Genomic DNA, 24073 nt, shown 5'->3' on the forward strand with positions numbered 1-24073 from the left:
GCGTCTCGCATCCTGAACGGCTTGGCGAAAAGGGCTGCGGGGCGTCCTTCACGCGGCGTACGGTGGCCGCATCATGCGGAGCGTGTTCGTACTCATCGAGCGCCGCGGCGAGGCCTGACGCAAGGCCACCTCGCCGCGGTGGTCGGCGTTGCGGGTCTTGCAGCAGTTTCTGGCAGCAGTCCCGTGGCGGGCTCCTCGAAGCCTCGCGATCCGTGACTCTCCTGGTCGATGTCCGACCGGCCCTCCCGTGACCCGGGGGACCGTTCCCATCTCCGCCCGGGCTCGCTGCTCTCCAGTCCATCCGATCCAGCGAGACCTGACATGAGAGAACCCGAGATGTACGACATGTACCCCGACTGGGGTCCGGCGGCCCACGAGCCCGAGAACCCGCGCAGCCGCGAGGCGGTCCAGGCCTCGCTCGACCTGCGGGACAACGGCGGCGAACGCCCCGACGACAACTAGCCTCTGGCCAGTGAATGGTGCAGAGACGTCCTTGAAGCTCGCGGTCATCGCCGGTGACGGCATCGGTCCCGAGGTCACCGACGAGGCCCTGAAGGTCCTCGAGGTGGCCGTCGACCGGCTGGGCCCGGACGGGGTGAAGGTCGAGCCGACGCGCTACGACCTGGGCGCCGAGCGGTACTTCGCGACCGGCGAGGTGCTCCCCGACTCCGTGCTCGCCGAGATCCGCGAGCACGACGCGATCCTCCTCGGCGCCGTCGGAGGGAAGCCGGGCGACCCCCGCCTCCCCGCCGGCATCCTCGAGCGCGGGCTGCTGCTGAAGCTGCGGTTCGAGCTCGACCACTACGTGAACCTGCGGCCGTCCCGGATCTTCCCGGGGGTCGTCTCACCGCTGCGCGACCCGGGCGAGGTCGACTTCGTGGTCGTCCGCGAGGGCACCGAAGGCCCCTACACGGGCAACGGCGGCTCCATCCGCGTCGGCACCCCGCACGAGGTGGCGACCGAGGTCTCGCTCAACACGGCGTACGGCGTCGAGCGGGTCGTCCGCGACGCGTTCGCCCGCGCCTCGCGCCGGCCCCGCAAGAAGCTCACGCTGGTCCACAAGACCAACGTGCTCGTGCACGCCGGCGCGGTGTGGTCGCGGCTGGTGGCCGAGGTCGCCCCGGAGTTCCCGGACGTGACGGTGGACTACCTCCACGTCGACGCGGCGACGATCTTCCTGACGACCGACCCGGCGCGGTTCGACGTCATCGTCACCGACAACCTCTTCGGCGACATCCTCACCGACCTCGCCGCCGCGATCACCGGCGGCATCGGGCTGGCGGCCTCGGGGAACATCAACCCCGACCGGACCGCCCCCTCCATGTTCGAGCCGGTCCACGGCTCGGCCCCCGACATCGCCGGTCAGGGCATCGCGGACCCGACCGCCGCGATCTTGTCGGTCTCGCTGCTGCTCGACCACCTCGGCCACGCCGAGGCGGCCTCCGCCGTGGAGGCAGCCGTGCTCGCCGACCGGGCCGACCTCGCCGCCTCGGGCGCCGGCGTACAGCGGTCAACCTCCGCCGTGGGCGACGCGATCGCGGCGCGGGTAGCCGGGTAGGGATACCCGCCCGAGCGGGTATCCCTGACGTTCGGCGTCGTTGCAACGACGCCAAAGGGGCAGGAACGCCCACACAGTTGGACGTCCTACTATCTTCTAGACGACTTGAGACAGGGTGACCTCATGGACATCAGCACCACGCGTACGTCGACCCCGACGACCGACGACCGGCTCGCCGAGATCCTCGCGAACCCCGGCTTTGGCACGTACTTCACCGACCACATGTTCACGGTCGAGTGGACGCCCTCGGAGGGGTGGCACGACGCGCGGGTGACGCCGTACGGCCCGTTGACCCTCGACCCTGCGACGGCGGTCCTGCACTACGCGCAGGAGATCTTCGAGGGGATGAAGGCCTACCGCCACGAGGACGGGTCGGTCTGGACCTTCCGCCCCGAGGCGAACGCCGAGCGCATGGTGCGCTCCAGCCACCGGCTCGCGCTGCCGGAGCTGCCGCCGGAGGACTTCGTGCGGGCCGTCGACGCGCTGGTCGAGGTCGACCAGCGCTGGGTGCCGGACGCGGCGGGGGAGAAGTCGCTGTACATCCGGCCGTTCATGATCGCGACCGAGAAGTTCCTCGGCGTCCGGCCGGCGCAGCACGTCACGTTCATGGTGATCGCCAGCCCCGCCGGCGCGTACTTCAGCAAGGGCGTCAAGCCGATCAGCCTGTGGCTGTCGACCGACTACACGCGCGCCGGCCGCGGCGGCATGGGTGCCGCCAAGACCGGCGGCAACTACGCCTCGTCGCTGATCGCGCAGCAGGAGGCCACCGCGCAGGGCTGCGACCAGGTCGTGTTCCTCGACGCCCAGGAGGGCAGGTACGTCGAGGAGCTGGGCGGCATGAACATGTACTTCGTCCACGCCGACGGCCACATCGTCACCCCCGAGACCGGCACGATCCTCGAGGGCATCACCCGGTCCAGCATCATCGACCTCGCGGGCAAGCTCGGCCACCAGGTCGAGGAGCGGAAGTTCTCGATCGACGAGTGGCGCGACGGGGTGACCAGCGGCGACATCGTCGAGGTCTTCGCGTGCGGCACGGCTGCCGTCGTCACGCCCGTGGGCCAGCTGCGCTGGGCCGGCGGCGAGGCCGGTGCGGCCGACGGCGAGGCCGGTTCGCTGACGATGCAGCTGCGCCAGGCGCTCGTCGACATCCAGTACGGCCGCGCGGACGACACGTTCGGGTGGATGCACCAGGTCTGCTGACCGGTCACGTCGCACACCCGGTGGTTGGCCGGGTTTCGGCGTCCGTCCGGTTACGCTCGTTCGCGTGACGAGCGTGCCGCGACCGCAGGCGCCGCCGGGCCTGACGGTCGGGGGTTACACCCTGCTGACGCGCCTCGGCGAGGGCGGCATGGGCGTGGTGCACCTGGCTCGCAAGCCGGGTGGCGAACGGGTGGCGCTCAAGGTGCTGCGGCCGCACATCGTCGGCGACGACGAGGCCCGTGCGCGGCTGGCCCGCGAGGTGAGCTCGCTGCGCCGGATCCGTAGCGAGTGGGTGGCCGAGATCGTGGACGCCGACCCCTGGGGGCCGGTGCCGTACGTCGCGACCCGCTACGTGCCGGGCTTCTCGCTGCACGACCAGGTCCAGGAGGACGGCCCGGTCACCGGCGCCGACCTCATCTGGCTCGCCCGGTCGCTGGCCGAGGGGGTCGCGAGCGTCCACGCGTGTGGCGTGCTGCACCGCGACGTGAAGCCCTCGAACGTGCTGATGGAGGGGCGCAAGCCGATCCTCATCGACTTCGGGCTCGCCCGCGTCGCCGACGACCCCAAGCTCACCCACACCGGCTGGCTGCTCGGCACGCCCGGGTACCTGCCGCCCGAGATCCTCCACGGCGACGACGCGACCACCGCCTCCGACGTGCACTCGTGGGCGGCCACCGTCGCGTACGCCGGCCTTGCCCGCTCGCCGTACGGCTCCGGACCGTCGATGGCGATCATGGACCGCGTCCGGCGCGGCGACCACGACCTCTCCGGCCTGCCCGACGCGCTCGCCCGGCTGCTGGCTGCCGCGCTCGACCCGGAGCCCTCGCGCCGACCGACGCTCGACCGGATCCGGCACGCGCTGGACCCCGACCAGGACCCGCGCACCCCGCTCCCGGGGTCGCCGCCGGACGAGACCGAGGACCTGTTCACCATGCCGCTGGCTATCGCCGCCCAGGCGGGGGTGCTGCCCCGGCTGATGAACGGGCCGGACGCCGTCACCGAGGTACGTCCGACCGAGGTCGAGCCGGCCCCGGGCGGTACGTGGGTGCAGCCGCGGGAGAGCCGTCCGACCCACTGGAACGACAGCCCGCACAACCCGCAGGACTTCTGGGACGAGGACTGGCACGACCACCGGTTGTCCCCGCAGGGCTGGGTCGGACCCCCGCCGCTCCCGCCCGCCCCGCGGATCGAGCGGGCCCGTCGGGCGCTGCTGCTGACCGGCGCGGCGACGACGGTCGGGGCCGCCGTGGCGGCGTACCCCTATCTCGCCACGGGCGTGGTCCTGCTGCTCACCTGGCTCCTGCGCAGCGGCTCGATGACCGCCAGCGCCACCGGCGACCGGCAGCGGATGCGCGGGGCCGTGCGGTGGTACGACGCCGTGGTCGCGCCGCTCTCGGCTCCCTGGCACCTGCTGCGGTCGATCCCGACCACGTTCCTGCTGCTGGTGTGGGCCGGCGGCTTCGCGATCGCGGCCGCCCTGCTGTGCTACGCGTTCTCGGTGACGCTGGCCCGCACGCTGTTCGTCAGCGGGGTCGCGCTCGCCATGGCGCTGTACCTCGGCCCCGGCGGATCCCGGGTGCGCAGGCCCCTGTCGCGGCTGGTGATCCCGCTCAGCCGCACGACCGGCACCTGGGGCCTGGCCCTCGCGGCGCTGCTGCTCGCCGCCGTCGTGCTCGGGCTGGTCTCGGAGGCGGGGATCCACTGGGTGCCCGCCACGGACCGACCCGGATCCTGAGACTTCTGCCCGCGGTTGGGCACCCCGTGTCACGATGAGGACGTGCAGCAGTACCGCATCATCATCACCTAGCGCGTCGGAGACCCCGACGCGCCGACCTCTCGTTCCCGAGAGGTTTTTTTGTTGTCACGACACGAGAGAACCGAGCCAATGGACCTGCAGGGCAGCTTCCACGTCTACGACACCACCCTGCGCGACGGCGCGCAGCAGGAGGGGCTGAACCTCTCCGTCGCCGACAAGCTGTCCATCGCGCGGCAGCTCGACGAGCTCGGGGTCGGCTACATCGAGGGTGGCTGGCCCGGTGCCAACCCGAAGGACACCGAGTTCTTCCGGCGGGCCCAGGACGAGCTCGACCTCAAGCACGCGCGACTCGCGGCGTTCGGGGCGACCCGAAGGGCCGGGGTACGCGCGGCCGACGATCCGCTGGTCGCCGCGCTCCGCGACAGCGGCGCGGGTGTGGTGACGCTCGTCGCCAAGTCCCACGAGCGCCACGTCGAGCTGGCCCTGCGCACCACCCTCGAGGAGAACCTCGCGATGGTCCGCGACACCGTCGAGCACCTGCGCGCCGAGGGCCAGCAGGTGTTCCTCGACGCCGAGCACTTCTTCGACGGGTACCGCCTCAACCGCGACTACGCGCTCGAGGTGCTCCGCACGGCGTACGACGCGGGCGCCTCGGTCGTCGCGCTCTGCGACACCAACGGTGGCATGCTCCCGACCTGGGTCGCCGACGTGGTGCATGACGTGGTCGAGACGACCGGCGTGCGCGTCGGCATCCACTGCCACAACGACACCGGCTGCGCGGTCGCCAACACCCTCGCGGCGGTGGCCGCCGGCGCCACGCACGTGCAGGGCACCGTCAACGGCTACGGCGAGCGCACCGGCAACGCCGACCTGCTCGCCGTCGTCGCCAATCTCGAGGTCAAGCTCGGACGCCAGGTGCTCCCCACCGGGCGCCTCGGCGACGCCACCCGGATCGCGCACGCCGTCGCCGAGGTCACCAACGTGCCGCCCGCCTCGCGGCAGCCGTACGTCGGCACCTCGGCGTTCGCCCACAAGGCCGGTCTGCACGCGAGCGCCATCAAGGTCGACCCGGACCTCTACCAGCACATGGACCCGGCCGACGTGGGCAACGACATGCGGCTGCTGGTCAGCGACATGGCCGGCCGCGCGTCGATCGAGCTCAAGGGCCGCGAGCTCGGCTACGACCTCTCCGGCGACCGGGACCTGGTCGCCCGCGTGACCGGACGGGTCAAGGAGATGGAGGCCCGGGGCTTCACCTTCGAGGCCGCCGACGCGTCGTTCGAGCTGCTCCTCGCCGAGGAGGTCGAGGGCGCCCGCCCGTCGTACTTCGACGTCGAGTCGTGGCGGGTCATCACCGAGACCCGTCCCGGTGACGAGGCGGTCTCGGAGGCGACGGTGAAGCTGCGCGCCGACGGCGTGAGGTATGTCGTCACCGGTGAGGGCAACGGCCCGGTCAACGCGCTGGACTTCGCGCTGCGCGAGGCGATCGGCCAGGCGTACCCCGAGGTCGCCAAGTTCGAGCTCATCGACTACAAGGTGCGCATCCTCGACCAGGGCCACGGCACCGACGCCATCACCCGGGTGCTCATCGAGACCACGGACGGGCAGTCGTCCTGGGTCACCGTCGGCGTGGGTCACAACGTGATCGAGGCGTCATGGGGCGCCTTGGTCGACGGGCTGACCTTCGGGCTGCGCAAGCACCACCGCGCGTAGGCGGCCGAGCGGGATCACCGATGCCTCGGGCTAGCGTGATCGCGTGACCGACCTGCACGACCTCACGGCGCTGGAGCAGGCCCAGGCCGTACGGCGCCGCGAGGTGTCGCCGCTCGAGCTGGTCGAGCACTACGCGGCCCGCGTGGACGACGTCGGCGCGTTCGTCACCCGGACGACCGACCAGGCCCGGGAGCGCGCCGCTGCACTGCCCGTCGGCGACGGCGCCCTCTGGGGTGTGCCGACCGCCATCAAGGACCTCAACCTCACGGCCGGCGTGCGCACGACCTTCGGGTCGCCGGTGTTCGCGGACTTCGTGCCCGACGTCTCCGACGGCGTCGCGCTCGCGATGGGGGCGGCCGGCCTGGTGAGCCTGGGCAAGACCTCGACACCGGAGTTCGGGTCGCCCTGCTACACCGAGCCCGAAGGGCTGCCGCCGGCGGTCACGCCGTGGGACCGGACCCGCATGGCCGGCGGCTCGTCCGGCGGGGCGGCGGCCGCGGTGGCTGCCGGACTGGTCCCCGTCGCCCAGGGATCGGACGGTGGTGGGTCCATCCGGATCCCGGCGTCGTGCTGCGGTCTGGTGGGGTTGAAGCCCTCACGCGGGCGGGTCAGTGGTCACCCGATGTACGGCGACCCGGTGGGTTTGGCGACGGCCGGGGCGATCTCCCGGACCGTGCGCGACGCGGCGGCGATGCTGGACGTGCTCGCCGGTCGTCGGGCGGGTGATCCGTCCTGGGCGCCACCCCCTTCCGAGACGTTCCTGGCGGCGTGCGAGCGGGAACCTGGCCCGCTCCGGATCGCGAGGTTCATCGAACCAGTCATCGCCGACACCGCCGTCGACCCGGAGTGCGTCCGGGCATGGGAGGACGCCTCGGCGCTGCTCGCGAGCCTGGGCCACGAGGTCGAGGACGTCCCCGTCCCGCTGCCGGACTCCGCCGTCCCCACCTTCGAGACGTGCTGGTCCGTGCTCACCGCGCTGTCCGTCGTACCTCCCGAGCAGGAGCACCTCCTCCGCCCGCTGACCCGGTGGCTGACCGACCGCGGCCGCGCGGTCTCCGGGCCGGAGTTCGGGCTGGCCATCGGCGAGCTGCGCCGCCTCGCGGCCGGAGCTCTCGAGGCGCTGGCGCCGTACGACGCGGTGCTCACCCCGACCCTGGCCGTCCCCCCGCTGCCCGTCGGCGCGATCAGGAACGACGACGACCCCGCGGCGGACTTCGAGGCCCAGAAGGCCTTCACCCCCTGGACCTCCGCGTGGAACGTCACCGGCATGCCGGCGATCTCGCTGCCGCTGTCCTGGACGCCGGCCGGCCTGCCGGTCGGCGTGATGCTGGCCGCCCGCCCCGCCGAGGAGGAGCGGCTCCTGTCGCTCTCGGCCCAAGTCGAGGCCGCCGCCCCCTGGTTCGACCGGCACCCGCCGGGCTGGTGACTATCCCGACGGCGGCTGGTTGACCTCGCGGCAGGCGATCCGCCGCACCAGGTCGTCCCAGCCGTGCTGGATGCGCTCGATGGGAACCTGCTCGTCGCGGGTCTGCTGCACGAGCACGACCATCTCCAAGGGGGCCAGCAGCGCGGTGGCCAGGAAGGCGATGTCGCCGCGCACGCCGAGCTGCGACAGCAGGTACCTCACGTGCATCGCGGCGAACGACATCGCGGCGTACGACCGCTCGCCGGCGCGGCCGGCGGCCCGGATCAGCTCGGCGTGCTGGAGGTTCACCTCCATCCGGCTGTGCCCGAACGCATGCAGCCGCTCGAGCGCCGGCGCGCCGGGCCCGAGCGGGGGAGGCCCCTCGATGACCAGCCGCTGGAACTCGGTCTCCGACCGGTTGAGCAACGCCGCCATCAGGCCCTCGCGGCTGTCGAAGCGCCGGAACACCGTGCCCTTGCCGACGCCCGCCTCGGCGGCCACGTTGTCCATCGTCACCGCGTCGACGCCGCAGTGCTCCACCAGCCGGGCCGCCGCCGCCAGCAGCGCCTCACGGTTGCGCGCCGCATCGGCGCGCTCCCGCGGCGGCTGGTCGAGGAGCGGGAGCGGGTCGAACACGCGCACAGACTAGTTGTGAGACGGTCCCGACTCGATGGGAATAGAACCGGACTACAGTCCGGTTCTAGCGGTGCCAACCTCACCCCACTCGAGGAGATGTACATGTCCGACACCCGCGTCCTCGTCCTGCTCGGCAGCCTGCGCGCCGACTCCCTCAACCGCCGCATCGCCGAGACGCTGCGCGACCAGGCTCCCGCCGGGACGGTCGTGGAGATCGCCGAGGGACTCGGCGACCTGCCGTTCTACAACGAGGAGATCGACCACGACGACGAGGTGCCCGCGGGCGCGCAGCGGCTGCGCGAGCAGGTCGCCGGCGCGGACCGGGTGCTGGCGGTGACGCCGGAGTACAACGGCACGATGCCCGCCGTCCTGAACAACGCGATCGACTGGCTGTCCCGCCCGTACGGCGCCAACGCGCTGCGCGGCAAGCCGTTCGCCGCCCTCGGCGCCACGCCCACCCGCTTCGGCGGCAAGTGGTCGCACGACGACGCGCGTCGCTCCGCCACGGTCGCCGGTGCGCAGGTCGTCGCCGACATCGTCATCTCCGAGTCGACCGTCGACCGCGGCGACATCCTCGAGGACGCCGAGTTCGTGGGACGGCTGTTGGGTGCCCTCGACGCCCTGGTCGAGCACAGCGGGGAGACCGCGAGCGCGGCGTGATCTGATGGGGAGCCATGAGCTCCCTCACGCCGTACATCTGTGTCGCCGACTCCCGGGAAGCGATCGAGTGGTACGCCGCCGCGCTCGGTGCCGAGGTCGTCGTGGACCCGATCGTGATGCCGGACGGCCACGTCGGGCACTGCGAGCTCGGGGTCGGCGACGCGCGCTGGATGATGTCCGACGAGTTCGAGTCGGCGGGCGTCGCGCCGCCGGCGCCCGACCGTGGCGCGGCGGTCACCCTGCACCTGCGAGTGCCGGACTGTGACGCCGCCGTGGCGAGGGTGAACGCGACCGGGGTGGAGATGACCCGAGGTCCGGAGGACAGCCCGCCGGCGGGCCGGGTCGCCGTCTTCACCGACCCGTTCGGCCACCGGTGGTTCCTCAACCAGGCTCTGTGACGAACCACTGGGCGGCCTGGGCCCGGAACGTCTCTCGATCCAGCGACCCGGCGCCGTCCGGGATGACGGCCAGGACGGGTACGCCGGTGTGGGCCGGCAGGTCCTCGAGGTTCAGGCGCTCGGCGAGCCCCGGCTCGGACGGCCAGGCGCCGACGACGAGGCCGGCGGGCTCCACCCCACGTGACCGCATGGCGGCCACCGTCAGCTCGGTGTGGTTGAGCGTGCCGAGCCCGGCGGCGACCACGACCACGACCTCGGCACCCAGCTCGACGGCGACGTCGAGCAGGGTGCCGCCCTCGGTGTCGAGCCGGACCAGCAGACCACCGGCCCCCTCGACCAGCACCGTGTCGTGGAACCCGGCCAGCACCCGTACCCGGTCGGCGTGCTCGGCCACCGGCGGGATGCGCACGCCCTTCAACCGAGCGGCCGTGTCCGGCGCCAGGGGGTCGTCGAGCGCGGTGAACTCCTGGACCGCGCACCCGGTCAGGGCATGCACGACCTCGGCGTCGCCCGGCTCGGTCGAGCCCGGGCCGACGCCGGTCTGCACCGGCTTGACGACGACGACCGACCCCTCCGTGGCCGCGCGCACCGCGAGGGCGGCCGTCGCGACGGTCTTGCCCACGCCGGTACCGGTCCCGGTCACCACGACGATCCGGCTCATGCGTCGCTCGCGGGCGCGCCGTACTCCTTGACCACACGCCCCACGGTGTCCGCGGCGCGCGCCCACTCGGCGTCGGGGATGCCGCCGCCGACGGTGATCCGCAGCCGCGAGACGCCGTCCGGCACCGACGGCGGCCGGAAGCACCCGACCAGCACGCCCTCGGCGCGGGCCGCGGCCTGGGCCTCGAGCGCGACGAGCGGCGAGGGCATCGGCACGGACAGGACGGCGCCGGCCACCGGTGGTACGTCGAGAGCCCCCGCGAGCGCCTGCATCCGCTCGCGCACCCGCGCCGGCAGGGACGGGTCGCCCCGGACCAGCTCGAGCGCGGCGCGAGCGGCGCCGGCAGCAGCCGGGGCGAGACCGGTGTCGAAGATGAACGGGCGTGCCGTGTTGACCAGGTGCTCGACCAGGTCGTGACCACCGAGGACCGCTCCGCCCTGGGCGCCGAGCGCCTTCGACAAGGTCGCGGTGACGAGGACGTCGGGACGTCCGGCCAGCCCCTGCGCGTGCACCAGCCCGCGGCCGTCCTGACCGGCGACCCCGAGTCCGTGGGCCTCGTCGACGAGCAGCATGGCGTCGTACGCCGTCACGAGGGCCGCGAGGTCGGCCAGCGGCGCCGCGTCGCCCAGCACCGAGTAGACCGACTCGACCACGACCAGCGCCCGGCGGTCACCGGCCGACGCGAGGGCGGACGAGGCGCCGGCGAGGTCGTTGTGCCGCACGATCACGACCTCGGCGCGGCTCAGCCGGACCGCGTCGACGAGGGAGGCGTGCACGTGCGCGTCGGAGACGACGAGGCAGTCGCGGTCGACCAGTGCGGTGACGGCGGCGAGGTTGGCGTGGTACCCGGTCGAGAGCGCCAGCGCGGCCGGCTGGCCCATGAAACCGGCCAGTCCGGCCTCGAGCTCGGCGTGCAGCTCCAGGGAGCCGGTGACCAGCCGCGACGCGCCGGCCCCGGCGCCCCACCGGCGGGCGGCGGCCTCGGCCGCGGCGACGACGGCCGGGTGCCGGGAGAGCCCGAGGTAGTCGTTGCCCGCCAGGTCCAGCAGGTCCTCGTCCGGTCGTCTCGGCCGGAGGGTCCGGCGCAGCCCGCCGGACTCCCTTACCGCCGCACGCTCGGCCAGCCAGGTGTGCCAGCGGCCGTTCATCCGACCACCGCCGCGGCCTCGACCGCCGCGCAGATCCGGGCGACGTCCTCGTCGGTGCTGATGTAGGGCGGCATCGTGTAGACGAGGTTGCGGAACGGCCGCAGCCACACGCCCGCGTCGAGCGCCGCCTCGGTCGCCTTGTCCACGTCGACCGGGTGCGCCAGCTCCACGACGCCGACGGCTCCGACGGTCCGGACGTCGGCCACGTGGGGGAGCGACCGGCACCCGTGGAGACCGCGCCGCAGACCATGTCCGATGTGTCCGACCTGGCCCTGCCACTCGCCGGTCGCCAGCAGGTCGAGGTTGGCCAGCGCGACCGCGGCGGCCAGCGGGTTCCCCATGTACGTCGGCCCGTGCATCAGGACGCCCGACTCCGAGGACGACAAGCCTCGCGCGACCTCGCCGGTGCAGAGGACGGCGGCCATGGTCAGGTACCCGCCCGTCAGCGCCTTCCCGACGCACATCACGTCGGGGACGACGCCGGCCGCCTCGGAGGCGAAGAGCGTGCCCGTGCGGCCGAAGCCGGTGGCGATCTCGTCGAGGACCAGCACGAGACCGTGCTCGTCGGCGACCGCGCGCATCACGCGCAGGCACGCCGCGTCGTACACGTGCATCCCGCCGGCGCCCTGGAGGACCGGTTCGACGACGATGCCGGCCAGCTCGTGGGCGTGCCGCTCGGCCAGCTCCCGGAAGCCCTCGGCCCAGGCCGCGACGTCACCCCCCGGGGCCGGAGGCCGGTCGGCGAACACCTGGGCGGGAAGGACGTCGGCGAACATCGAGTGCATCCCGCCCACCGGGTCGCACACGCTCATCGCCCCGAACGTGTCGCCGTGGTAGCCGCCACGCACCGTCAGCATCCGCGTGCGCTCGGGACGGCCGGCGCCGCGCTGGTGCTGGAGCACCATCTTGAGCGCCACCTCGACGCTCACCGAGCCGGAGTCCGCGAAGAACACGTGCTCGAGCCCGTCGGGCGTGATCTCCACCAGGCGCCGGGCCAGCTCGACAGCGGGCGCGTGGGTGAGGCCGCCGAACATCACGTGGGCGAACTCGTCGACCTGGGCGTGCACCGCGGCATCCAGGGCCGGGTGCCTGTACCCGTGGATGGCCGCCCACCACGACGACATCCCGTCCACGACCTCACGGCCGTCGGCCAGCCGCAGCCGGACGCCCTCGGCCCCGGTCACGACCCGCGTCGGCACGGGGTCGGTCATCGAGGTGTAGGGGTGCCAGACGTGCTCGCGGTCGTACGCGAGCAGGTCGTCGACGGTGGGGAAGGTCATCGCGTCGGAGTCTACGGAGGCCCTCCGGAGTCGGATGCGGCCGCGTCCGGGACCCGACCGCGGCGTCGGAGGGACGGTGCCGACGGGCTATCTTGCTCGACGTGACGGACATCCTCGAGCGCGCCCGCAGCAAGGTTCTCGACCGCGGCGAGGGGCTGTCGTACGACGAGCTGGTCGAGGTCCTGCGGCTGCCGGACGACCGCGTGCAGGAGCTCCTCGACCTGGCCCACGAGGTCCGGATGACGCACTGCGGGCCCGACGTCGAGGTCGAGGGCATCATCAGCCTGAAGACCGGCGGCTGCCCCGAGGACTGCCACTTCTGCAGCCAGTCCGGCCAGTTCACCTCGCCCGTGCGGTCGGTGTGGCTGGACATCCCGCAGCTGGTCAAGGCCGCCGAGGAGACCGCGGCCACCGGCGCCAGCGAGTTCTGCATCGTGGCCGCCGTCCGCGGTCCCGACGAGCGGCTGATGACCCAGGTACGTGAGGGAGTCGCCGCGATCCAGGCGGCCGTCGACATCAACGTGGCCTGCTCGCTCGGCATGCTCACCCAGGAGCAGGTCGACGACCTCAAGGCGATGGGCGTCCACCGCTACAACCACAACCTCGAGGCCGCCCGCTCGTACTTCCCGTCCGTCGTGACCACCCACTCCTACGAGGAGCGCTGGGACACCTGCCTGATGGTCCGCGAGTCCGGCATGGAGCTCTGCTGCGGGGGCCTCGTCGGGATGGGCGAGACCCTCGAGCAGCGCGCCGAGCTGGCCGCCGAGCTGGCCGAGCTCGACCCCGACGAGGTGCCCCTGAACTTCCTCAACCCGCGGCCCGGCACGCCCTTCGGCGACCTGCCGATCATGGAGGCCGCCGACGCGCTGCGCACGGTGGCGGCCTTCCGGCTGGCGATGCCGCGCACGATCCTGCGGTACGCCGGCGGCCGCGAGCTCACCCTCGGCGACCTCGGCACCCGCGAGGGCCTGCTCGGCGGCGTGAACGCGATGATCGTCGGCAACTACCTGACGACGCTGGGCCGCGACCCCGAGCAGGACCTCGCTGTCCTCTCGGACCTGCGCATGCCGATCAAGGAACTGGCGAAGACCCTGTAGTGGCGCCGTACTGCGGCCGGTGCGGCCTGCCCCTCGACGAGGCGTCGCACGCCGACTGCGCCAGGTGGCTCGAGCTGGAGCCGCCGCGGTACTGCCCGTCGTGCCGGCGCCGGCTCAAGGTGCAGGTCACGCCGCGCGGCTGGTCGGCGACGTGCGTCGAGCACGGCACGCTGGGCTCACCGGGAGCGTCTCAGGGCTCGACGACCGCCCCGTAGACCTCGGCCAGGTGCACGGCGCCCGGCAGGTCGAGACGGGTCTCCTCCAGCCTCGCCTCGCGCAGGTCGACGCCGCCCAGGGAGGCGCCGCGCAGGTCGGCCCTCACGAGGACCGCCTCGCGGACCGCCGCCCCGTCGAGCCGCGCGTCGCGCAGCGCCGCGCCGGTGAGGTCGGCCATCGACAGGTCCGCGTCGCGCAGGTCCAGCCCGGACAGGTCGAGGCCGGCGAGGTTCGCGCCACGCAGCGTGACCGACCGCCACGAGCCGCCGGCCACCTTCAGCGGCCGCAGCACGCACTCGGAGAACACCGACCCGTCGAGCTTGCAGCCCTCGAGCGTGGCGTCGAAGAAGCTGCAGCGGCGGAAGTCGGCGGCGATGAAGGCGGTGCTGACGTGGGTCGAGGCGTTGAACCGGCAGTTGTGGAACGTGCAGCGGTCGAACACCACGCCTCGCGTCGTCGCCTCGGTCAGGTCGACGTCGCTGAACGTCGCCTCCGTGAAGACGCGGTCGACCAGCTCCTCGCCGTACCAGTCCTCTCCCGTGAACGAGTCAGACATCGAACGTGCCGCCGCTGCGCCAGTAGTGGTTGTCCGCGCGGTCCAGGAAGCCGTTCTCGACCAGGTAGCGGCGCAGGGCCGCGAAGTCGGGATGGAACTCGCCGAGGATCTCGTTGACCCGTGCCTCCGGGTAGCGCACGCCCGGCTCGAACGCCTGGGCCAGGAAGTCCAGCACCACCAAGAGCTTGCTGTGCTTGGAGGGGATCGTGTGCAGGCGGCCGTCGGCGTCCAGGAAGTTCGACAGCACCCGGTCCGTCATGCGTTCACCGTACGACGGCCGTCAGGTCGAGCAGCCCCCTCGGGTAGGTCGCGGTGTCCAGGCCGCCACCGGGCGCGCGCTTCTCGAAGTGCAGGTGGCACCCGTCCGGCGCGCCGTTGTCGGAGGCCAGCGCCACCAGCTGCCCCCGGCGTACCTCGTCGCCCGGTGCCACGAACCGCTTGCGGGTGTGGCCGATCACCAGGTCCCAGTTGTCGGTGTGCAGCAGCAGGGGAGTGGTGCCGTACGCCGGCCCCAGCGACCCCGGGTCCACGACGGTCGCCCGGCGAGCGGCGTACAGCCTGGTCCCGCAGGGCATCGCGACGTCGATGCCGTGGTGGAAGCCGTGCTCGTCGGCACAGCGCGGATCCGGTGCGTAGTACGGCGCCTCGGTGCAGCCGAAGGGGATCATGATCCGGTGCTGGCCGCCGAACCACGGCGAGGTGTACCAGGTCGTGTCGTCGGTGTAGAACACCCAGCGCGGGTCGGGCTTCGCGACCGCTGCGCCGCCCGGCAGCAGCAGTGCGAGCAGGGCCACGGCGGCGGCGAGTCTGCGCATCCGGCCACGCTAACCGGCGCCTCACCCGCGTTGGCGGACCCCCAGCCACGTCAGCACGGCGAGCACGCGACGGTGCTCCTCGCCGGTCTCGTGCAGCCCCAGCTTGGCCATGATGTTGGCGATGTGTGTCTCGACCGTCCGGTCGGTGAGCACCAGGCGCCGGGCGATCCCCACGTTGTTGCGGCCCTCGGCCATCAGGGCGAGCACCTCCCGCTCGCGCGGGGTGAGCTGGGTCAGGGGGTCGTCCTGCCGTCGCGGGCCGAGCAGCGTGGCGACCACCTCGGGGTCGAGCGCGGAGCCACCGGCCGCCACCCGGCGCAGTGCGTCCATGAAGTCGTCGACGTCGAAGACGCGGTCCTTCAGCAGATACCCGACCCGCCCGCCGGACACCAGCTCCACGGAGTGCCGCGTCTCGACGTGCTGGGACAGCAGCACGATCGCCAGCTCGGGCAGGCGCGCACGCAGGTCCTTGGCAGCGCGGGCACCGTCGTCGGTGCCGTCGGGTGGCATGCGCACGTCGATGATCGCCAGGTCCGGCCGCTCTCGCTCGACTGTCTCGACCAGCGTCGTGGCGTCCGCCGCCCGGCCGACGACCTCGTGGCCTGCGTCCTCGAGCAGCCGGGCGAGGCCCTCGCGGAAGAGTGCCGAGTCCTCGCCGATCACGATGCGCATGGCAGCGCGGCCTCTACCTCGGTGCCGTGCCCTTCGGGGCTGGCGACGTGCACCGAACCACCCAGTGCGGCCACCCGGTCGACGAGCCCGGACCTGAGGCCGAGCCGGGCACCGCCGCGTCCGTCGTCCCGCACCCGGATCAGCAGCTGCCCGTCCCGGCGGACGACGTGGAGCTCGATACGGGTGGCCTCGGCGTGCTTGACGGCGTTGGTGATCGCCTCGCTGGCGACGTAGTACGCCGTCGTCGCGACCGCGTCGGGCAGCGGGTCGCCGTCGACGTCCATCTCGACGGCGAGGGGCAGGCTGCGCACCAGGTTCGCCAGCGCCGCGGCCAGGCCGTCGTCCAGGCTGCTCGGGCGCAGGCCGTGCGCGATCTGGCGGAGCTCGGCGACCGCCGTACCGAGCTCCGCGACGCTCTCGTCCAGCAGGCCGTCGACGTCGACCGTGCCGTCGTCGAGGTGGCGCTGCGCGAGCCGCATCCGCATGCCCAACGAGACCAGGCGCTGTTGCGCGCCGTCGTGGAGGTCGCGCTCCATGCGCCGACGCTCCTCGTAGCCGATCTCGAGCAACCGCGCGCGGCTGGACCTCACCTCGCCGAGAGCGCGCGCGACCTCGGACCGCAGCCGCACCACCTCGACCAGCGTGCCGCAGCGGGTGCCGACCTCGCGCAGCAGCTCGGCCGAGGCGGGACCGCGATCGGGGACCAGCACGCCGGTGCGCGCCTCGTCGAGCAGCACGGGCACGCCGTCCTCCGGGACCGGGTCGCCGACGGCGTCGAGGTACGCCGAGGAGCCCGGCACCCGGTAACCCACCCGGAGCCCAGGGTCGCGCAGGACGGTGCGCAGGACGTCCTGCAGCTCCTCGGGCCGGCGCCGTCCGGAGCTGACCTGGCGGTGCAGGTCGTCGACGGCGGCGAGGGCCGCGCGCCGTAGCGGGTACGTGCGGGCGTCGACCTCACGACGTACGACGCGCAGTCCCGGCAGCAGCACGAGGGCGGCCGCGGCGGTGCCGACCGCGACACCCGCGTGGGAGTCGCCGCCGACGACGAGCCCGGCCACCGACGAGACGGCCGCGTAGACGGTGAGCAGCAGGGCGGTGACCAGGCCCCATGTGAGCGCGAGGGCGAGCGCCTTGTCCACGTCGTACAGGTCGTGACGCAGCACCGCGATCGCCACGACGACCGGCGTGCTCACCAGGGAGACGATGCCGACGGCCGCACTGACCCAGGCCGCCTCGCCCCACACCACGATCTCCAGCAGGCACAGCAGCGGGTACAGCGGGACGCCGATGCCGACGATCGCGAGCCACTTGATCTGCTGCCGCTGGAGCGCGTCCCCGTGGCGGTACCGCAGCACCATCGACACCGCGCACGCGACGAAGAGGCCGAGCATCGGGAAGAACAGGACCCCGACCACCTCGATCCACAGCGGGACCGGGCCGAACGGACGCTCGAGGTCTGCGAGCGGTGCCCGGAACGGCGTGTCCTCGAACGCGCCGTACGCCTGGTTGGCCGCGGTGCACACGACCAGAGCGGCAGGCACCCACCGCCAGCGGGGCGAGGGCAGCCGCCCGTCCGGGAAGTACAGGAGGAGCAAGCCGAAGGCGGCCAGCACCCACCACGCGTTCTCGGCCGTCACGGCGACCAGCCAGCCCCAGCGGCGCGGGTCGCCGTCGGCGGCCAGCCACTGCAGCCAGGTCTCCTTGGCGGCGACCTGCGCGACCGTCAGGGCGAGCAAGCCCAGGAGGAGTCCGACCTGCCTGCCTTCGGGCTTGCGGACCACCAGGACCGACAGGCCGGTGGCCGGCGCGGCCACGGCGAGGGCCATGGCGAGGGCGACCCACGACGCTCCGGCGGGCTCGGCGGCCGTGAAGGCGAGCGCCACGACCACGAGAAGGGCGACCAGCAGCGCGAGCGCGACATTGACGCGGCGGGCCGCTGGCATGGCAGCACTGTAGGGACGCCGGGCCGGCAGCGGCTCCGTGCAGGCACGGGGGCCAGGTCAGGCGCTCTCCACGATCCGCCGGACCGGCCGAGGTTCCTAGCGTCGCGGCATGACCATCATCAGCTCGCTCGCCACCACGCCCACGTCGTACGACCCCACCCGGACGCGCGTCCGCGTGGTGGCCGGCGCCCTCGTCGTCGCTGCGACGACCACCGCTGTCCTGCTGATCACCACGCCGTGGGGCGACCGGTACGACAGCAGCGCCGACGACGTCCTCAGCTACGACAAGCTGGCCGCGGTCCGCGACGGCGCGTGGGCGGGCATGCTCGCGGACGGCCTCGCCTTCGCGGTCGTCGGGATCACCCTCGGCATGATCACCTGCCACCTGGCCCCTGGTCGCGGGCGGGTTCCGGCCCTCCTCGGCGCCGTGCTCACCACGCTCGGTGGCATCTGCTTCGCCATGGGCGGCTTCGCGTTCGCGACGCTGACCTGGTTCGCGTCCGGCATCGCCGAGGACGACGGCCGCGCTCTGGTCGACTACGCGAACGACAACCCCCTTCACCTGCTGGGTGCCACCATGGCCGGCTTCCTGCTCTTCACGGTGGGCGGCCTGGTGCTCGCGAGCGCGCTGTATCGGGCCAGAGCGGTCCCTGCGGTCGGCATCTCGGCCTACGTGCTGCTCGTTCTCGCGCAGTTCACGCCGTTGTCCGGCCGGGCGATCGACTGCGTGCAGATCGCGATGATGGCGCTGTTCGTCGCGCTGGCCGTCTCGGTGCTCCGACGGACGGTGGCGTGATGCCCGCCGGTGCCTGGCTGGCCTACTACGTGCGGTCAGCCCACGACGCGAGCAAGACCTCGCACGCCTCGACCAGCCGCTCCCGAAGCGGGGCCGCGCGTTCTGCGAAGCCACGCTGGTACGCGGCGTACTCCCGCTTCCCGTCGGCCGTCTCGATCCTGATCGGCTCGAGACCGAGGCCGGAGAAGTCGTACGGCGAGGCGCGCATGTCGACCTCACGCACGTCCCACGCGAGCTCGAAGCAGTCCGCGACCAGGTCCGACCCGACGAGCGGCCACAGCCGGAACGCGTGCTTGTAGAGGTCCATCGTCGCGTGCAGGCAGCCCGGCTGCTCGTACGCCGCCCGGTCGTCGCGGCCGGGCGAGAGCGTGTTGAGCGGGCGCGCGGACTCGGTGAAGAACCGGAACGCGTCGAAGTGCGAGCAGGCGATCCGGTGCGACTCCACGACCTCGTCGGTGCCGGTGGCGCCGAGCCGGAGCGGGACGTCGTGGCGCGTCTCGTCCGCCCCGTGCACCATCGCCCACTCGTGCAGCCCGAAGCACCCGGTGTGCGCCGGCCGTCCGGCGGTCGCGACCAGCAAGGTACGGGTGCCGCGGACCAGGGGCCGCAGCCGCGCCAGCTGCTCGGCCGACCCCGACTCCGGCCACCCCGCCTCCCACGTCGTCAGCTTCGCGGGCGAGAAGGAGTAGTAGGTGAAGAGGAAGTCGTGCACCGGGTGCTTCACGCCGTCGCGGCGGCGGGTCAGGTGGGGCTCGACGTACGGCGCCAGGCGCTCGCGATGCGCGGCCGCACGATCCGCGGTCTCCACCTGCACCGCGCCAGGCTAGTTCAGGGCTAGCCCTGATGTGGCCTCCGCGGCGGCTCCCTAGCGTCGGCACCGGTCGGGCTCGCCGAGCCTGCAGGAGGAGGGCCTCATGCGCATCCGGATCCTTGTCGTCAGCACCGTCGTCGCCGCCCTGCTGACCCCGGTCGTCCCGGGACCGGCGTACGCGACGTACTCGGGAGACAACGGCCGCATCGCCTTCCGCCGGTTCTTCAACGCCGACAAGACCTGGGGCGCGATCTTCACGATCAACCTGGACGGCACCGACGAGCGGCAGGTCACCCACCCGCCGAAGGGCACCGTCGACCGCAACCCGGACATCTCGCCGGACGGCACCCGCATCCTCTTCCAGCGCGAGAACTTCGAGTGCCTGGACCTGTGCCCGACCCAACAGGTGTGGGTGGTCGACGCGGACGGGTCGAACGCACACCGGCTCGCGGCCGGACCGCAACCGGCCAGGTCGTGCGACGACGGCGGCTACTGCGACGCCTCACCCGCCTGGTCGCCGGACGGCAAGCGCATCGCGTTCAGCAGGGGGTCGGGTCCGGCGAACGAGGACTTCTTGCTCAAGCGGATGGGGATCTACGTGATGCGGGCCGACGGCACGCACGTGCGCCGGATCACCCAGAAGTCCCTGCCCGCGCAGGGTGAGGACCAGGAGCCGCAGTGGTCGCCGGACGGGACCCGGATCCTCTTCCAACGGTGGAACGTCCGCGACGCGCGGCCGAAGGGCAGCCTCGCGCTGTGGGTCGTCACGCTGGCCACCGGGCGGGAGCACCGCATCACGCCGTTCCGGCTGAGGGCGGGCGACACCCCGGACTGGTCGCCGGACGGGACCACCATCCTGTTCCACGACAACCTGGAGAAGGACACCCGCAGCGCGAACCTGTGGACCGTGCACCCGGACGGGACACACCTGCGCCAGCTGACCTTCCTCGACGACGACGGCGTGACCAACTACCTGGGGTCGTCGTTCTCGCCCGACGGCACGCGCATCGTCTTCGGACGCCGGCCCGCCACCGGTGGGAGGTCCCTGAACTCCGCCGACGTCTTCACCATGGCCCTGGACGGCACCGACGAGCAGCCGGTGACCCGGACCCGCGCGTACGACAGCTACCCCGACTGGGGACCGGCCCCCGCCGGCTGACCCGGTCCCGCTGATTCCGGGGGGCGCACGTCGCGTCGGTAGGGTCGGGACGTGCGTATCGCGAGGTTCACGACGGGCGACGACCCGCTGTACGGCGTGGTGACGGGCGACCTCGACGAGTACGGCCAGCCGTCCGAGGACAGCGTCGTGATCACCCTGGCGGGCGACCCGATGTACGCCGGGGTCAAGCCGCTCGAGGAGCAGCACCGGCTCGCCGACGTACGTCTCCTGGCGCCCGTGATCCCGCGCAGCAAGGTCGTCGCGATCGGCAAGAACTACGCCGCACATGCCGCCGAGATGGACAGCCAGGTGCCGGCCGAGCCGCTGATGTTCCTCAAGCCGAACACCAGCGTCATCGGCCCCGGTGACCCGATCTTCTACCCGTCCCAGTCGCAGCGCGTCGACTACGAGGGCGAGCTGGCCGTGGTGATCGGGCGCATCTGCCGCGACGTACCCGCCGAGCAGGCGACCGACGTGATCTTCGGCTACACGATCGCCAACGACGTGACCGCTCGCGACCTGCAGAAGTCCGACGGCCAGTGGTCGCGCGCGAAGGGCTTCGACTCCTTCTGCCCGCTCGGCCCGTGGATCGAGACCGACCTCGACCCGCACGACTTCGCCGAGGGCCGCAAGGTGCAGACGTACCTCAACGGCGACCTCAAGCAGGACGGGTCCACCCAGGACCTGATCTTCGACATCCCGACCCTCGTCGCCCACATCTCCGCGGCCATGACGCTGCTGCCGGGCGACGTGATCCTCACCGGCACCCCCGAGGGAGTCGGCCCCATGAACATCGACGACGAGGTCGAGGTCTCGATCGAGGGCCTCGGCACACTGACGAACAGGGTGACCTCCCGATGACCGACCCGACCGGCCGCGTCCGCGTCCGCTTCTGCCCGTCCCCGACCGGCAACCCGCACGTCGGCCTGGCCCGGACCGCGCTCTACAACTGGGTGTTCGCGCGCCACCACGGAGGCGACTTCGTGTTCCGCATCGAGGACACCGACGCCGCGCGCGACAGCGAGGAGTCCTACCAGCTGCTCCTCGACACCATGCGCTGGCTGGGCTTCGACTGGGACGAGGGCCCGGAGGTCGGCGGTCCCTACGCGCCGTACCGCCAGTCCGAGCGCTCCGAGATCTACCTCGACGTGCTGGGGCGGCTGCGCGAGACGTCGTACACCTACGACTGCTACTGCACCACCGACGAGGTCGACGCCCGCCGCAAGGCGTCGGGGTCCAAGCTGCAGGGGTACGACGGGTTCTGCCGCGAGCTGACCGACGAGCAGGTCGCGGCCTTCCGGGCCGAGGACCGGCAGCCGGTCGTGCGCTTCCGGATGCCCGACGGCGAGCTCACGTGGGACGACCTCGTGCGCGGCGACATCACCTTCCAGACCGAGCACGTCCCGGACTTCGCCGTCGCCCGCGCCAACGGCGCCCCGCTCTACACGCTGGTCAACCCGGTCGACGACGCGATGATGCGCATCACCCACGTCCTCCGCGGTGAGGACCTGCTGTCCTCCACCCCGCGACAGCTGGCGCTGTACGCCGCGCTGGAGGAGCTCGGCATCGCCAAGGCGACGCCACGGTTCGGGCACCTGCCCTACGTCATGGGCGAGGGCAACAAGAAGCTCTCCAAGCGGGACCCGCAGGGCAACCTGCTCAACTACCGCGAGGGCGGGTTCCTGCCCGAAGGCCTGCTCAACTACCTGGCCTTGCTGGGCTGGGCGATCTCCGGCGACCGCGACGTGTTCTCGATCGAGGAGATGGTCGCGGCCTTCGAGATCGGCGACGTGAACCCCAACCCCGCGCGCTTCGACATGAAAAAGGCCGAGGCGATCAACGCCGCGCAGATGCGGCTGCTGTCGGGCGAGGAGATCGGCCGCCGCTGCGTCCCGTACCTCGCCGCCGCGGGCCTCGTCGCCGACCCGCCGACCGCCGAGCAGCAGCAGGTGCTCGACGCCGCCATGCCGCTGGTCGCCGAGCGGATCAACAAGCTCACCGAGTCCGTGGACATGCTCGGGTTCCTGTTCGTCGACGAGAGCGCGTTCACGGTGACCGACGAGATCGACGAGACGGGACGCGGCGTCGTCAAGGCGGCGTACGACGCCCTCTCCGGGCTGTCCGAGTGGAGCACGGCGGCGATCGAGGAGGCTCTCCGCATCGCGCTCGTCGAGAAGCTCGAGCTCAAGCCGCGCAACGCGTTCGGACCCGTGCGCATCGCCGTGACGGGCCGCAAGGTCTCGCCGCCGCTGTTCGAGTCCCTCGAGCTCCTGGGCCGCGTGCGCAGCCTCGGTCGGCTGTCCGCCGCGCTGTCGTGAGCGTGGAGACCGGGGAGCGGCTCCCCGCCCTCCCGTACCACCTGGTCCTCACCGCAGGGAGGTCCGGCTGGTGGCGCTTCGCCCTCGGGCTGGCGGTGCTGCTCGGCGGGCTGCTGATCGTCGCGCCGGCCCTGCTGCTCCTGCCGTTCGCCCTCTACTACGTGGGCACCGGGGCCGACCTGCTCGACAGCATCACCGCGTTGGCGGACACCGCGGACCCGACGCCGGCAAGCCTGGCCTACCTCAACCTCACCCTGGCGGCCGCGATCCCGATCACCTGGTTCGTGGTCTACGTCATCCACGGCCTCAGGCCCGGGTGGCTGGCGTCGATCAAGCCACGGATCCGCTGGACGTACCTGGTCGCCTGCCTGGGCGTCTCCGTCGTCGCGCTGGTCGCCACGCTGCTGGTGTCTGCGGTGGTGCCGTCGCAGGGCGACGGCACGGAGCTGAGCGGGCAGCTCAACGACTTCACGTCGACCACGCGCGACTTCCTCATCGTCCTGGTGCTCCTCACGCCGCTCCAGGCGGCGGGGGAGGAGTACGCCTTCCGCGGCTACCTGATGCAGGCGTTCGGTGGACTCTTCCGCTCGCGGTGGGTGGCCGTCGTCGCCTCGGCGTTCCTCTTCGGCCTGGCGCACGGCATCGGCCAGAGCCCGCCGATCTTCTTCGACCGGTTCGCGTTCGGGGTGGTCGCGGGGGCCCTGGTCGTCCTCACCGGCGGCCTCGAGGCCGGCATCGCCATGCACGTGCTGAACAACTGGCTGGCCTTCGGCCTGGCCCTCGCGTACGGCGACATGGCCTCGACGCTGAACCCTTCGGGCGGCTCGTGGTGGAGCATCCCGGTGACGCTGACCCAGTCCCTGGTCTACCTCGGCCTGGCGCTCCTCGTGGCTCGCCGGATGGGCCTGACCGACCGCACGGACCCGGCCGTTTTGGCCGCCCTGCCCGGCCGCCGGTAAGGTTCTGCGCGGCCCGAGGCGCTGTCCTCAGAAGGCCCGAAACCCTTGGGGTATGGTGTAATTGGCAGCACGACTGATTCTGGTTCAGTTAGTCTAGGTTCGAGTCCTAGTACCCCAGCGAGATGTACCACCAAGCGCCGTTCCGACCTGATCGGGACGGCGATTTTGTTGCTCGTCAGCGCCGCGGCTAAGGTTTCTCCTCGTTGCTCTCGCGAGCACGCAGCTCCACCATCAGGCCCCCGTTGTGTAGCGGCCTAGCACGCCGCCCTCTCAAGGCGGTAGCGCCGGTTCGAATCCGGTCGGGGGTACCACG

Annotated in this window: 25 protein-coding genes and 2 tRNA genes; 17 read left to right on the forward strand and 10 right to left on the reverse strand. The window is 72.4% G+C overall.

Annotation, left to right across the window (positions count from 1 at the left end; translation table 11 throughout):
- Positions 1-321: 321 nt before the first annotated feature.
- From ISU07_RS08175 to ISU07_RS08200, 6 genes are all read left to right on the forward strand, one after another.
- On the forward strand, positions 322-462 hold the full coding sequence (locus ISU07_RS08175) for a hypothetical protein (RefSeq protein ID WP_194706281.1): 141 nt from the start codon (positions 322-324) through the stop codon (positions 460-462).
- A 10-nt stretch (positions 463-472) separates the two neighbouring features.
- Positions 473-1558: a 3-isopropylmalate dehydrogenase gene (locus ISU07_RS08180; protein WP_194706282.1), complete on the forward strand. Its 1086-nt coding sequence runs from the start codon at positions 473-475 to the stop codon at positions 1556-1558.
- A 123-nt stretch (positions 1559-1681) separates the two neighbouring features.
- Positions 1682-2761: a branched-chain amino acid aminotransferase gene (locus tag ISU07_RS08185; RefSeq protein ID WP_194706283.1), complete on the forward strand. Its 1080-nt coding sequence runs from the start codon at positions 1682-1684 to the stop codon at positions 2759-2761.
- Between the two features lie 64 nt (positions 2762-2825).
- The gene (locus tag ISU07_RS08190; RefSeq protein ID WP_194706284.1) at positions 2826-4496 is read left to right on the forward strand and encodes a protein kinase domain-containing protein; all 1671 of its coding nucleotides are present in this window, start codon (positions 2826-2828) and stop codon (positions 4494-4496) included.
- A gap of 150 nt (positions 4497-4646) precedes the next feature.
- Positions 4647-6230 (forward strand): citramalate synthase, encoded by a 1584-nt coding sequence (gene cimA / locus ISU07_RS08195; protein ID WP_194706285.1) that lies wholly within the window; start codon positions 4647-4649, stop codon positions 6228-6230.
- Between the two features lie 43 nt (positions 6231-6273).
- Positions 6274-7656: an amidase gene (locus tag ISU07_RS08200; RefSeq protein WP_194706286.1), complete on the forward strand. Its 1383-nt coding sequence runs from the start codon at positions 6274-6276 to the stop codon at positions 7654-7656.
- Here ISU07_RS08200 and ISU07_RS08205 read toward each other — a convergent pair whose 3' ends face one another.
- A complete protein-coding gene (locus tag ISU07_RS08205; RefSeq protein ID WP_194706287.1) occupies positions 7657-8271 on the reverse strand; it encodes a TetR/AcrR family transcriptional regulator in 615 nt (204 codons plus the stop codon). It lies immediately after the preceding gene.
- Positions 8272-8373: 102 nt separating this feature from the next.
- Here ISU07_RS08205 and ISU07_RS08210 point away from each other — a divergent pair, with 102 nt between their 5' ends.
- Together ISU07_RS08210 and ISU07_RS08215 are read left to right on the forward strand one after the other, a co-directional pair.
- A complete protein-coding gene (locus tag ISU07_RS08210) occupies positions 8374-8931 on the forward strand; it encodes an NAD(P)H-dependent oxidoreductase (RefSeq protein ID WP_194706288.1) in 558 nt (185 codons plus the stop codon).
- 14 nt (positions 8932-8945) lie between these two features.
- Positions 8946-9329 (forward strand): VOC family protein, encoded by a 384-nt coding sequence (locus ISU07_RS08215; RefSeq protein WP_194706289.1) that lies wholly within the window; start codon positions 8946-8948, stop codon positions 9327-9329.
- Here ISU07_RS08215 and bioD read toward each other — a convergent pair.
- The 3 genes from bioD to ISU07_RS08230 are packed head-to-tail and all read right to left on the reverse strand — an operon-like array spanning position 9313 to position 12418.
- The gene (gene bioD / locus ISU07_RS08220; RefSeq protein ID WP_194706290.1) at positions 9313-9990 is read right to left on the reverse strand and encodes a dethiobiotin synthase; all 678 of its coding nucleotides are present in this window, start codon (positions 9988-9990) and stop codon (positions 9313-9315) included. The two genes, ISU07_RS08215 and bioD, sit on opposite strands and share 17 nt — an antisense overlap.
- The gene (locus ISU07_RS08225; protein WP_194706291.1) at positions 9987-11138 is read right to left on the reverse strand and encodes an aminotransferase class I/II-fold pyridoxal phosphate-dependent enzyme; all 1152 of its coding nucleotides are present in this window, start codon (positions 11136-11138) and stop codon (positions 9987-9989) included. The genes bioD and ISU07_RS08225 overlap by 4 nt, the downstream gene beginning before the upstream one ends.
- Complete coding sequence (locus tag ISU07_RS08230; RefSeq protein WP_194706292.1) at positions 11135-12418, reverse strand: adenosylmethionine--8-amino-7-oxononanoate transaminase; 1284 nt, start codon at positions 12416-12418, stop codon at positions 11135-11137. Before ISU07_RS08230 ends, ISU07_RS08225 begins: the two co-directional genes overlap by 4 nt.
- A 101-nt stretch (positions 12419-12519) precedes the next feature.
- Here ISU07_RS08230 and bioB point away from each other — a divergent pair, with 101 nt between their 5' ends.
- Both bioB and bsaP read left to right on the forward strand, forming a co-directional pair.
- Positions 12520-13515: a biotin synthase BioB gene (bioB, locus tag ISU07_RS08235; protein WP_194706293.1), complete on the forward strand. Its 996-nt coding sequence runs from the start codon at positions 12520-12522 to the stop codon at positions 13513-13515.
- Complete coding sequence (bsaP, locus tag ISU07_RS08240; protein WP_194706294.1) at positions 13515-13730, forward strand: biotin synthase auxiliary protein BsaP; 216 nt, start codon at positions 13515-13517, stop codon at positions 13728-13730. The genes bioB and bsaP overlap by 1 nt, the downstream gene beginning before the upstream one ends.
- On the opposite strand, the gene ISU07_RS08245 is transcribed toward bsaP, so the two are convergent.
- From ISU07_RS08245 to ISU07_RS08265, 5 genes are read right to left on the reverse strand one after another with little or no spacing between them, the layout of a single operon-like run.
- Complete coding sequence (locus ISU07_RS08245; protein WP_194706295.1) at positions 13706-14287, reverse strand: pentapeptide repeat-containing protein; 582 nt, start codon at positions 14285-14287, stop codon at positions 13706-13708. The genes bsaP and ISU07_RS08245 overlap by 25 nt on opposite strands.
- Positions 14280-14546, reverse strand: coding sequence for a DUF2087 domain-containing protein (locus ISU07_RS08250; RefSeq protein ID WP_194706296.1), 267 nt, complete (start codon positions 14544-14546; stop codon positions 14280-14282). The genes ISU07_RS08245 and ISU07_RS08250 overlap by 8 nt, the downstream gene beginning before the upstream one ends.
- A gap of 4 nt (positions 14547-14550) precedes the next feature.
- Entirely contained in the window at positions 14551-15102 is a 552-nt protein-coding gene (locus ISU07_RS08255) for a M23 family metallopeptidase (protein ID WP_194706297.1), read from the reverse strand.
- A 21-nt stretch (positions 15103-15123) separates the two neighbouring features.
- Positions 15124-15774 carry a response regulator gene (locus ISU07_RS08260; RefSeq protein WP_194706298.1) on the reverse strand — a complete coding sequence of 217 codons (651 nt, stop codon included), beginning with the start codon at positions 15772-15774 and terminating at the stop codon, positions 15124-15126.
- Positions 15762-17717 carry a sensor histidine kinase gene (locus ISU07_RS08265; RefSeq protein ID WP_194706299.1) on the reverse strand — a complete coding sequence of 652 codons (1956 nt, stop codon included), beginning with the start codon at positions 17715-17717 and terminating at the stop codon, positions 15762-15764. The genes ISU07_RS08260 and ISU07_RS08265 overlap by 13 nt, the downstream gene beginning before the upstream one ends.
- A 109-nt stretch (positions 17718-17826) precedes the next feature.
- On the opposite strand from ISU07_RS08265, the gene ISU07_RS08270 reads away from it, so the two are divergent.
- Complete coding sequence (locus ISU07_RS08270) at positions 17827-18513, forward strand: hypothetical protein (protein WP_194706300.1); 687 nt, start codon at positions 17827-17829, stop codon at positions 18511-18513.
- A gap of 25 nt (positions 18514-18538) precedes the next feature.
- On the opposite strand, the gene ISU07_RS08275 is transcribed toward ISU07_RS08270, so the two are convergent.
- Entirely contained in the window at positions 18539-19327 is a 789-nt protein-coding gene (locus tag ISU07_RS08275; protein ID WP_194706301.1) for a 3-methyladenine DNA glycosylase, read from the reverse strand.
- Positions 19328-19427: 100 nt separating this feature from the next.
- Between ISU07_RS08275 and ISU07_RS08280 the strand changes: the two genes are divergently transcribed.
- From ISU07_RS08280 to ISU07_RS08305, 6 genes are all read left to right on the forward strand, one after another.
- The gene (locus ISU07_RS08280; RefSeq protein ID WP_194706302.1) at positions 19428-20483 is read left to right on the forward strand and encodes a TolB family protein; all 1056 of its coding nucleotides are present in this window, start codon (positions 19428-19430) and stop codon (positions 20481-20483) included.
- 51 nt (positions 20484-20534) lie between these two features.
- The gene (locus ISU07_RS08285) at positions 20535-21344 is read left to right on the forward strand and encodes a fumarylacetoacetate hydrolase family protein (protein WP_194706303.1); all 810 of its coding nucleotides are present in this window, start codon (positions 20535-20537) and stop codon (positions 21342-21344) included.
- Positions 21341-22801 carry a glutamate--tRNA ligase gene (gltX, locus tag ISU07_RS08290; protein WP_194706304.1) on the forward strand — a complete coding sequence of 487 codons (1461 nt, stop codon included), beginning with the start codon at positions 21341-21343 and terminating at the stop codon, positions 22799-22801. The genes ISU07_RS08285 and gltX overlap by 4 nt, the downstream gene beginning before the upstream one ends.
- Positions 22798-23760, forward strand: a complete 963-nt coding sequence (locus ISU07_RS08295; RefSeq protein WP_323742496.1) for a CPBP family intramembrane glutamic endopeptidase — start codon at positions 22798-22800, stop codon at positions 23758-23760. Before gltX ends, ISU07_RS08295 begins: the two co-directional genes overlap by 4 nt.
- Positions 23761-23806: 46 nt before the next feature.
- Positions 23807-23878 (forward strand) — tRNA-Gln (locus tag ISU07_RS08300).
- Between the two features lie 117 nt (positions 23879-23995).
- Positions 23996-24071, forward strand: a tRNA-Glu gene (locus ISU07_RS08305).
- Positions 24072-24073 lie beyond the last annotated feature (2 nt).

It is taken from the genome of Nocardioides islandensis (genome assembly GCF_015352455.1).
GTDB lineage: Bacteria > Actinomycetota > Actinomycetes > Propionibacteriales > Nocardioidaceae > Nocardioides > Nocardioides islandensis.

Excerpts from the sequence above, each read along its gene's own strand:
- ISU07_RS08175 (WP_194706281.1), top strand. The coding sequence starts at position 322 with ATGAGAGAACCCGAGATGTACGACATGTACCCCGACTGGGGTCCGGCG.
- ISU07_RS08185 (WP_194706283.1), top strand. The coding sequence starts at position 1,682 with ATGGACATCAGCACCACGCGTACGTCGACCCCGACGACCGACGACCGG.
- cimA (WP_194706285.1), top strand. The coding sequence starts at position 4,647 with ATGGACCTGCAGGGCAGCTTCCACGTCTACGACACCACCCTGCGCGAC.
- ISU07_RS08210 (WP_194706288.1), top strand. The coding sequence starts at position 8,374 with ATGTCCGACACCCGCGTCCTCGTCCTGCTCGGCAGCCTGCGCGCCGAC.
- ISU07_RS08215 (WP_194706289.1), top strand. The coding sequence starts at position 8,946 with ATGAGCTCCCTCACGCCGTACATCTGTGTCGCCGACTCCCGGGAAGCG.
- bioD (WP_194706290.1), bottom strand. The coding sequence starts at position 9,990 with ATGAGCCGGATCGTCGTGGTGACCGGGACCGGTACCGGCGTGGGCAAG.
- ISU07_RS08225 (WP_194706291.1), bottom strand. The coding sequence starts at position 11,138 with ATGAACGGCCGCTGGCACACCTGGCTGGCCGAGCGTGCGGCGGTAAGG.
- ISU07_RS08230 (WP_194706292.1), bottom strand. The coding sequence starts at position 12,418 with ATGACCTTCCCCACCGTCGACGACCTGCTCGCGTACGACCGCGAGCAC.
- ISU07_RS08245 (WP_194706295.1), bottom strand. The coding sequence starts at position 14,287 with ATGTCTGACTCGTTCACGGGAGAGGACTGGTACGGCGAGGAGCTGGTC.
- ISU07_RS08250 (WP_194706296.1), bottom strand. The coding sequence starts at position 14,546 with ATGACGGACCGGGTGCTGTCGAACTTCCTGGACGCCGACGGCCGCCTG.
- ISU07_RS08255 (WP_194706297.1), bottom strand. The coding sequence starts at position 15,102 with ATGCGCAGACTCGCCGCCGCCGTGGCCCTGCTCGCACTGCTGCTGCCG.
- ISU07_RS08260 (WP_194706298.1), bottom strand. The coding sequence starts at position 15,774 with ATGCGCATCGTGATCGGCGAGGACTCGGCACTCTTCCGCGAGGGCCTC.
- ISU07_RS08265 (WP_194706299.1), bottom strand. The coding sequence starts at position 17,717 with ATGCCAGCGGCCCGCCGCGTCAATGTCGCGCTCGCGCTGCTGGTCGCC.
- ISU07_RS08270 (WP_194706300.1), top strand. The coding sequence starts at position 17,827 with ATGACCATCATCAGCTCGCTCGCCACCACGCCCACGTCGTACGACCCC.
- ISU07_RS08280 (WP_194706302.1), top strand. The coding sequence starts at position 19,428 with ATGCGCATCCGGATCCTTGTCGTCAGCACCGTCGTCGCCGCCCTGCTG.
- gltX (WP_194706304.1), top strand. The coding sequence starts at position 21,341 with ATGACCGACCCGACCGGCCGCGTCCGCGTCCGCTTCTGCCCGTCCCCG.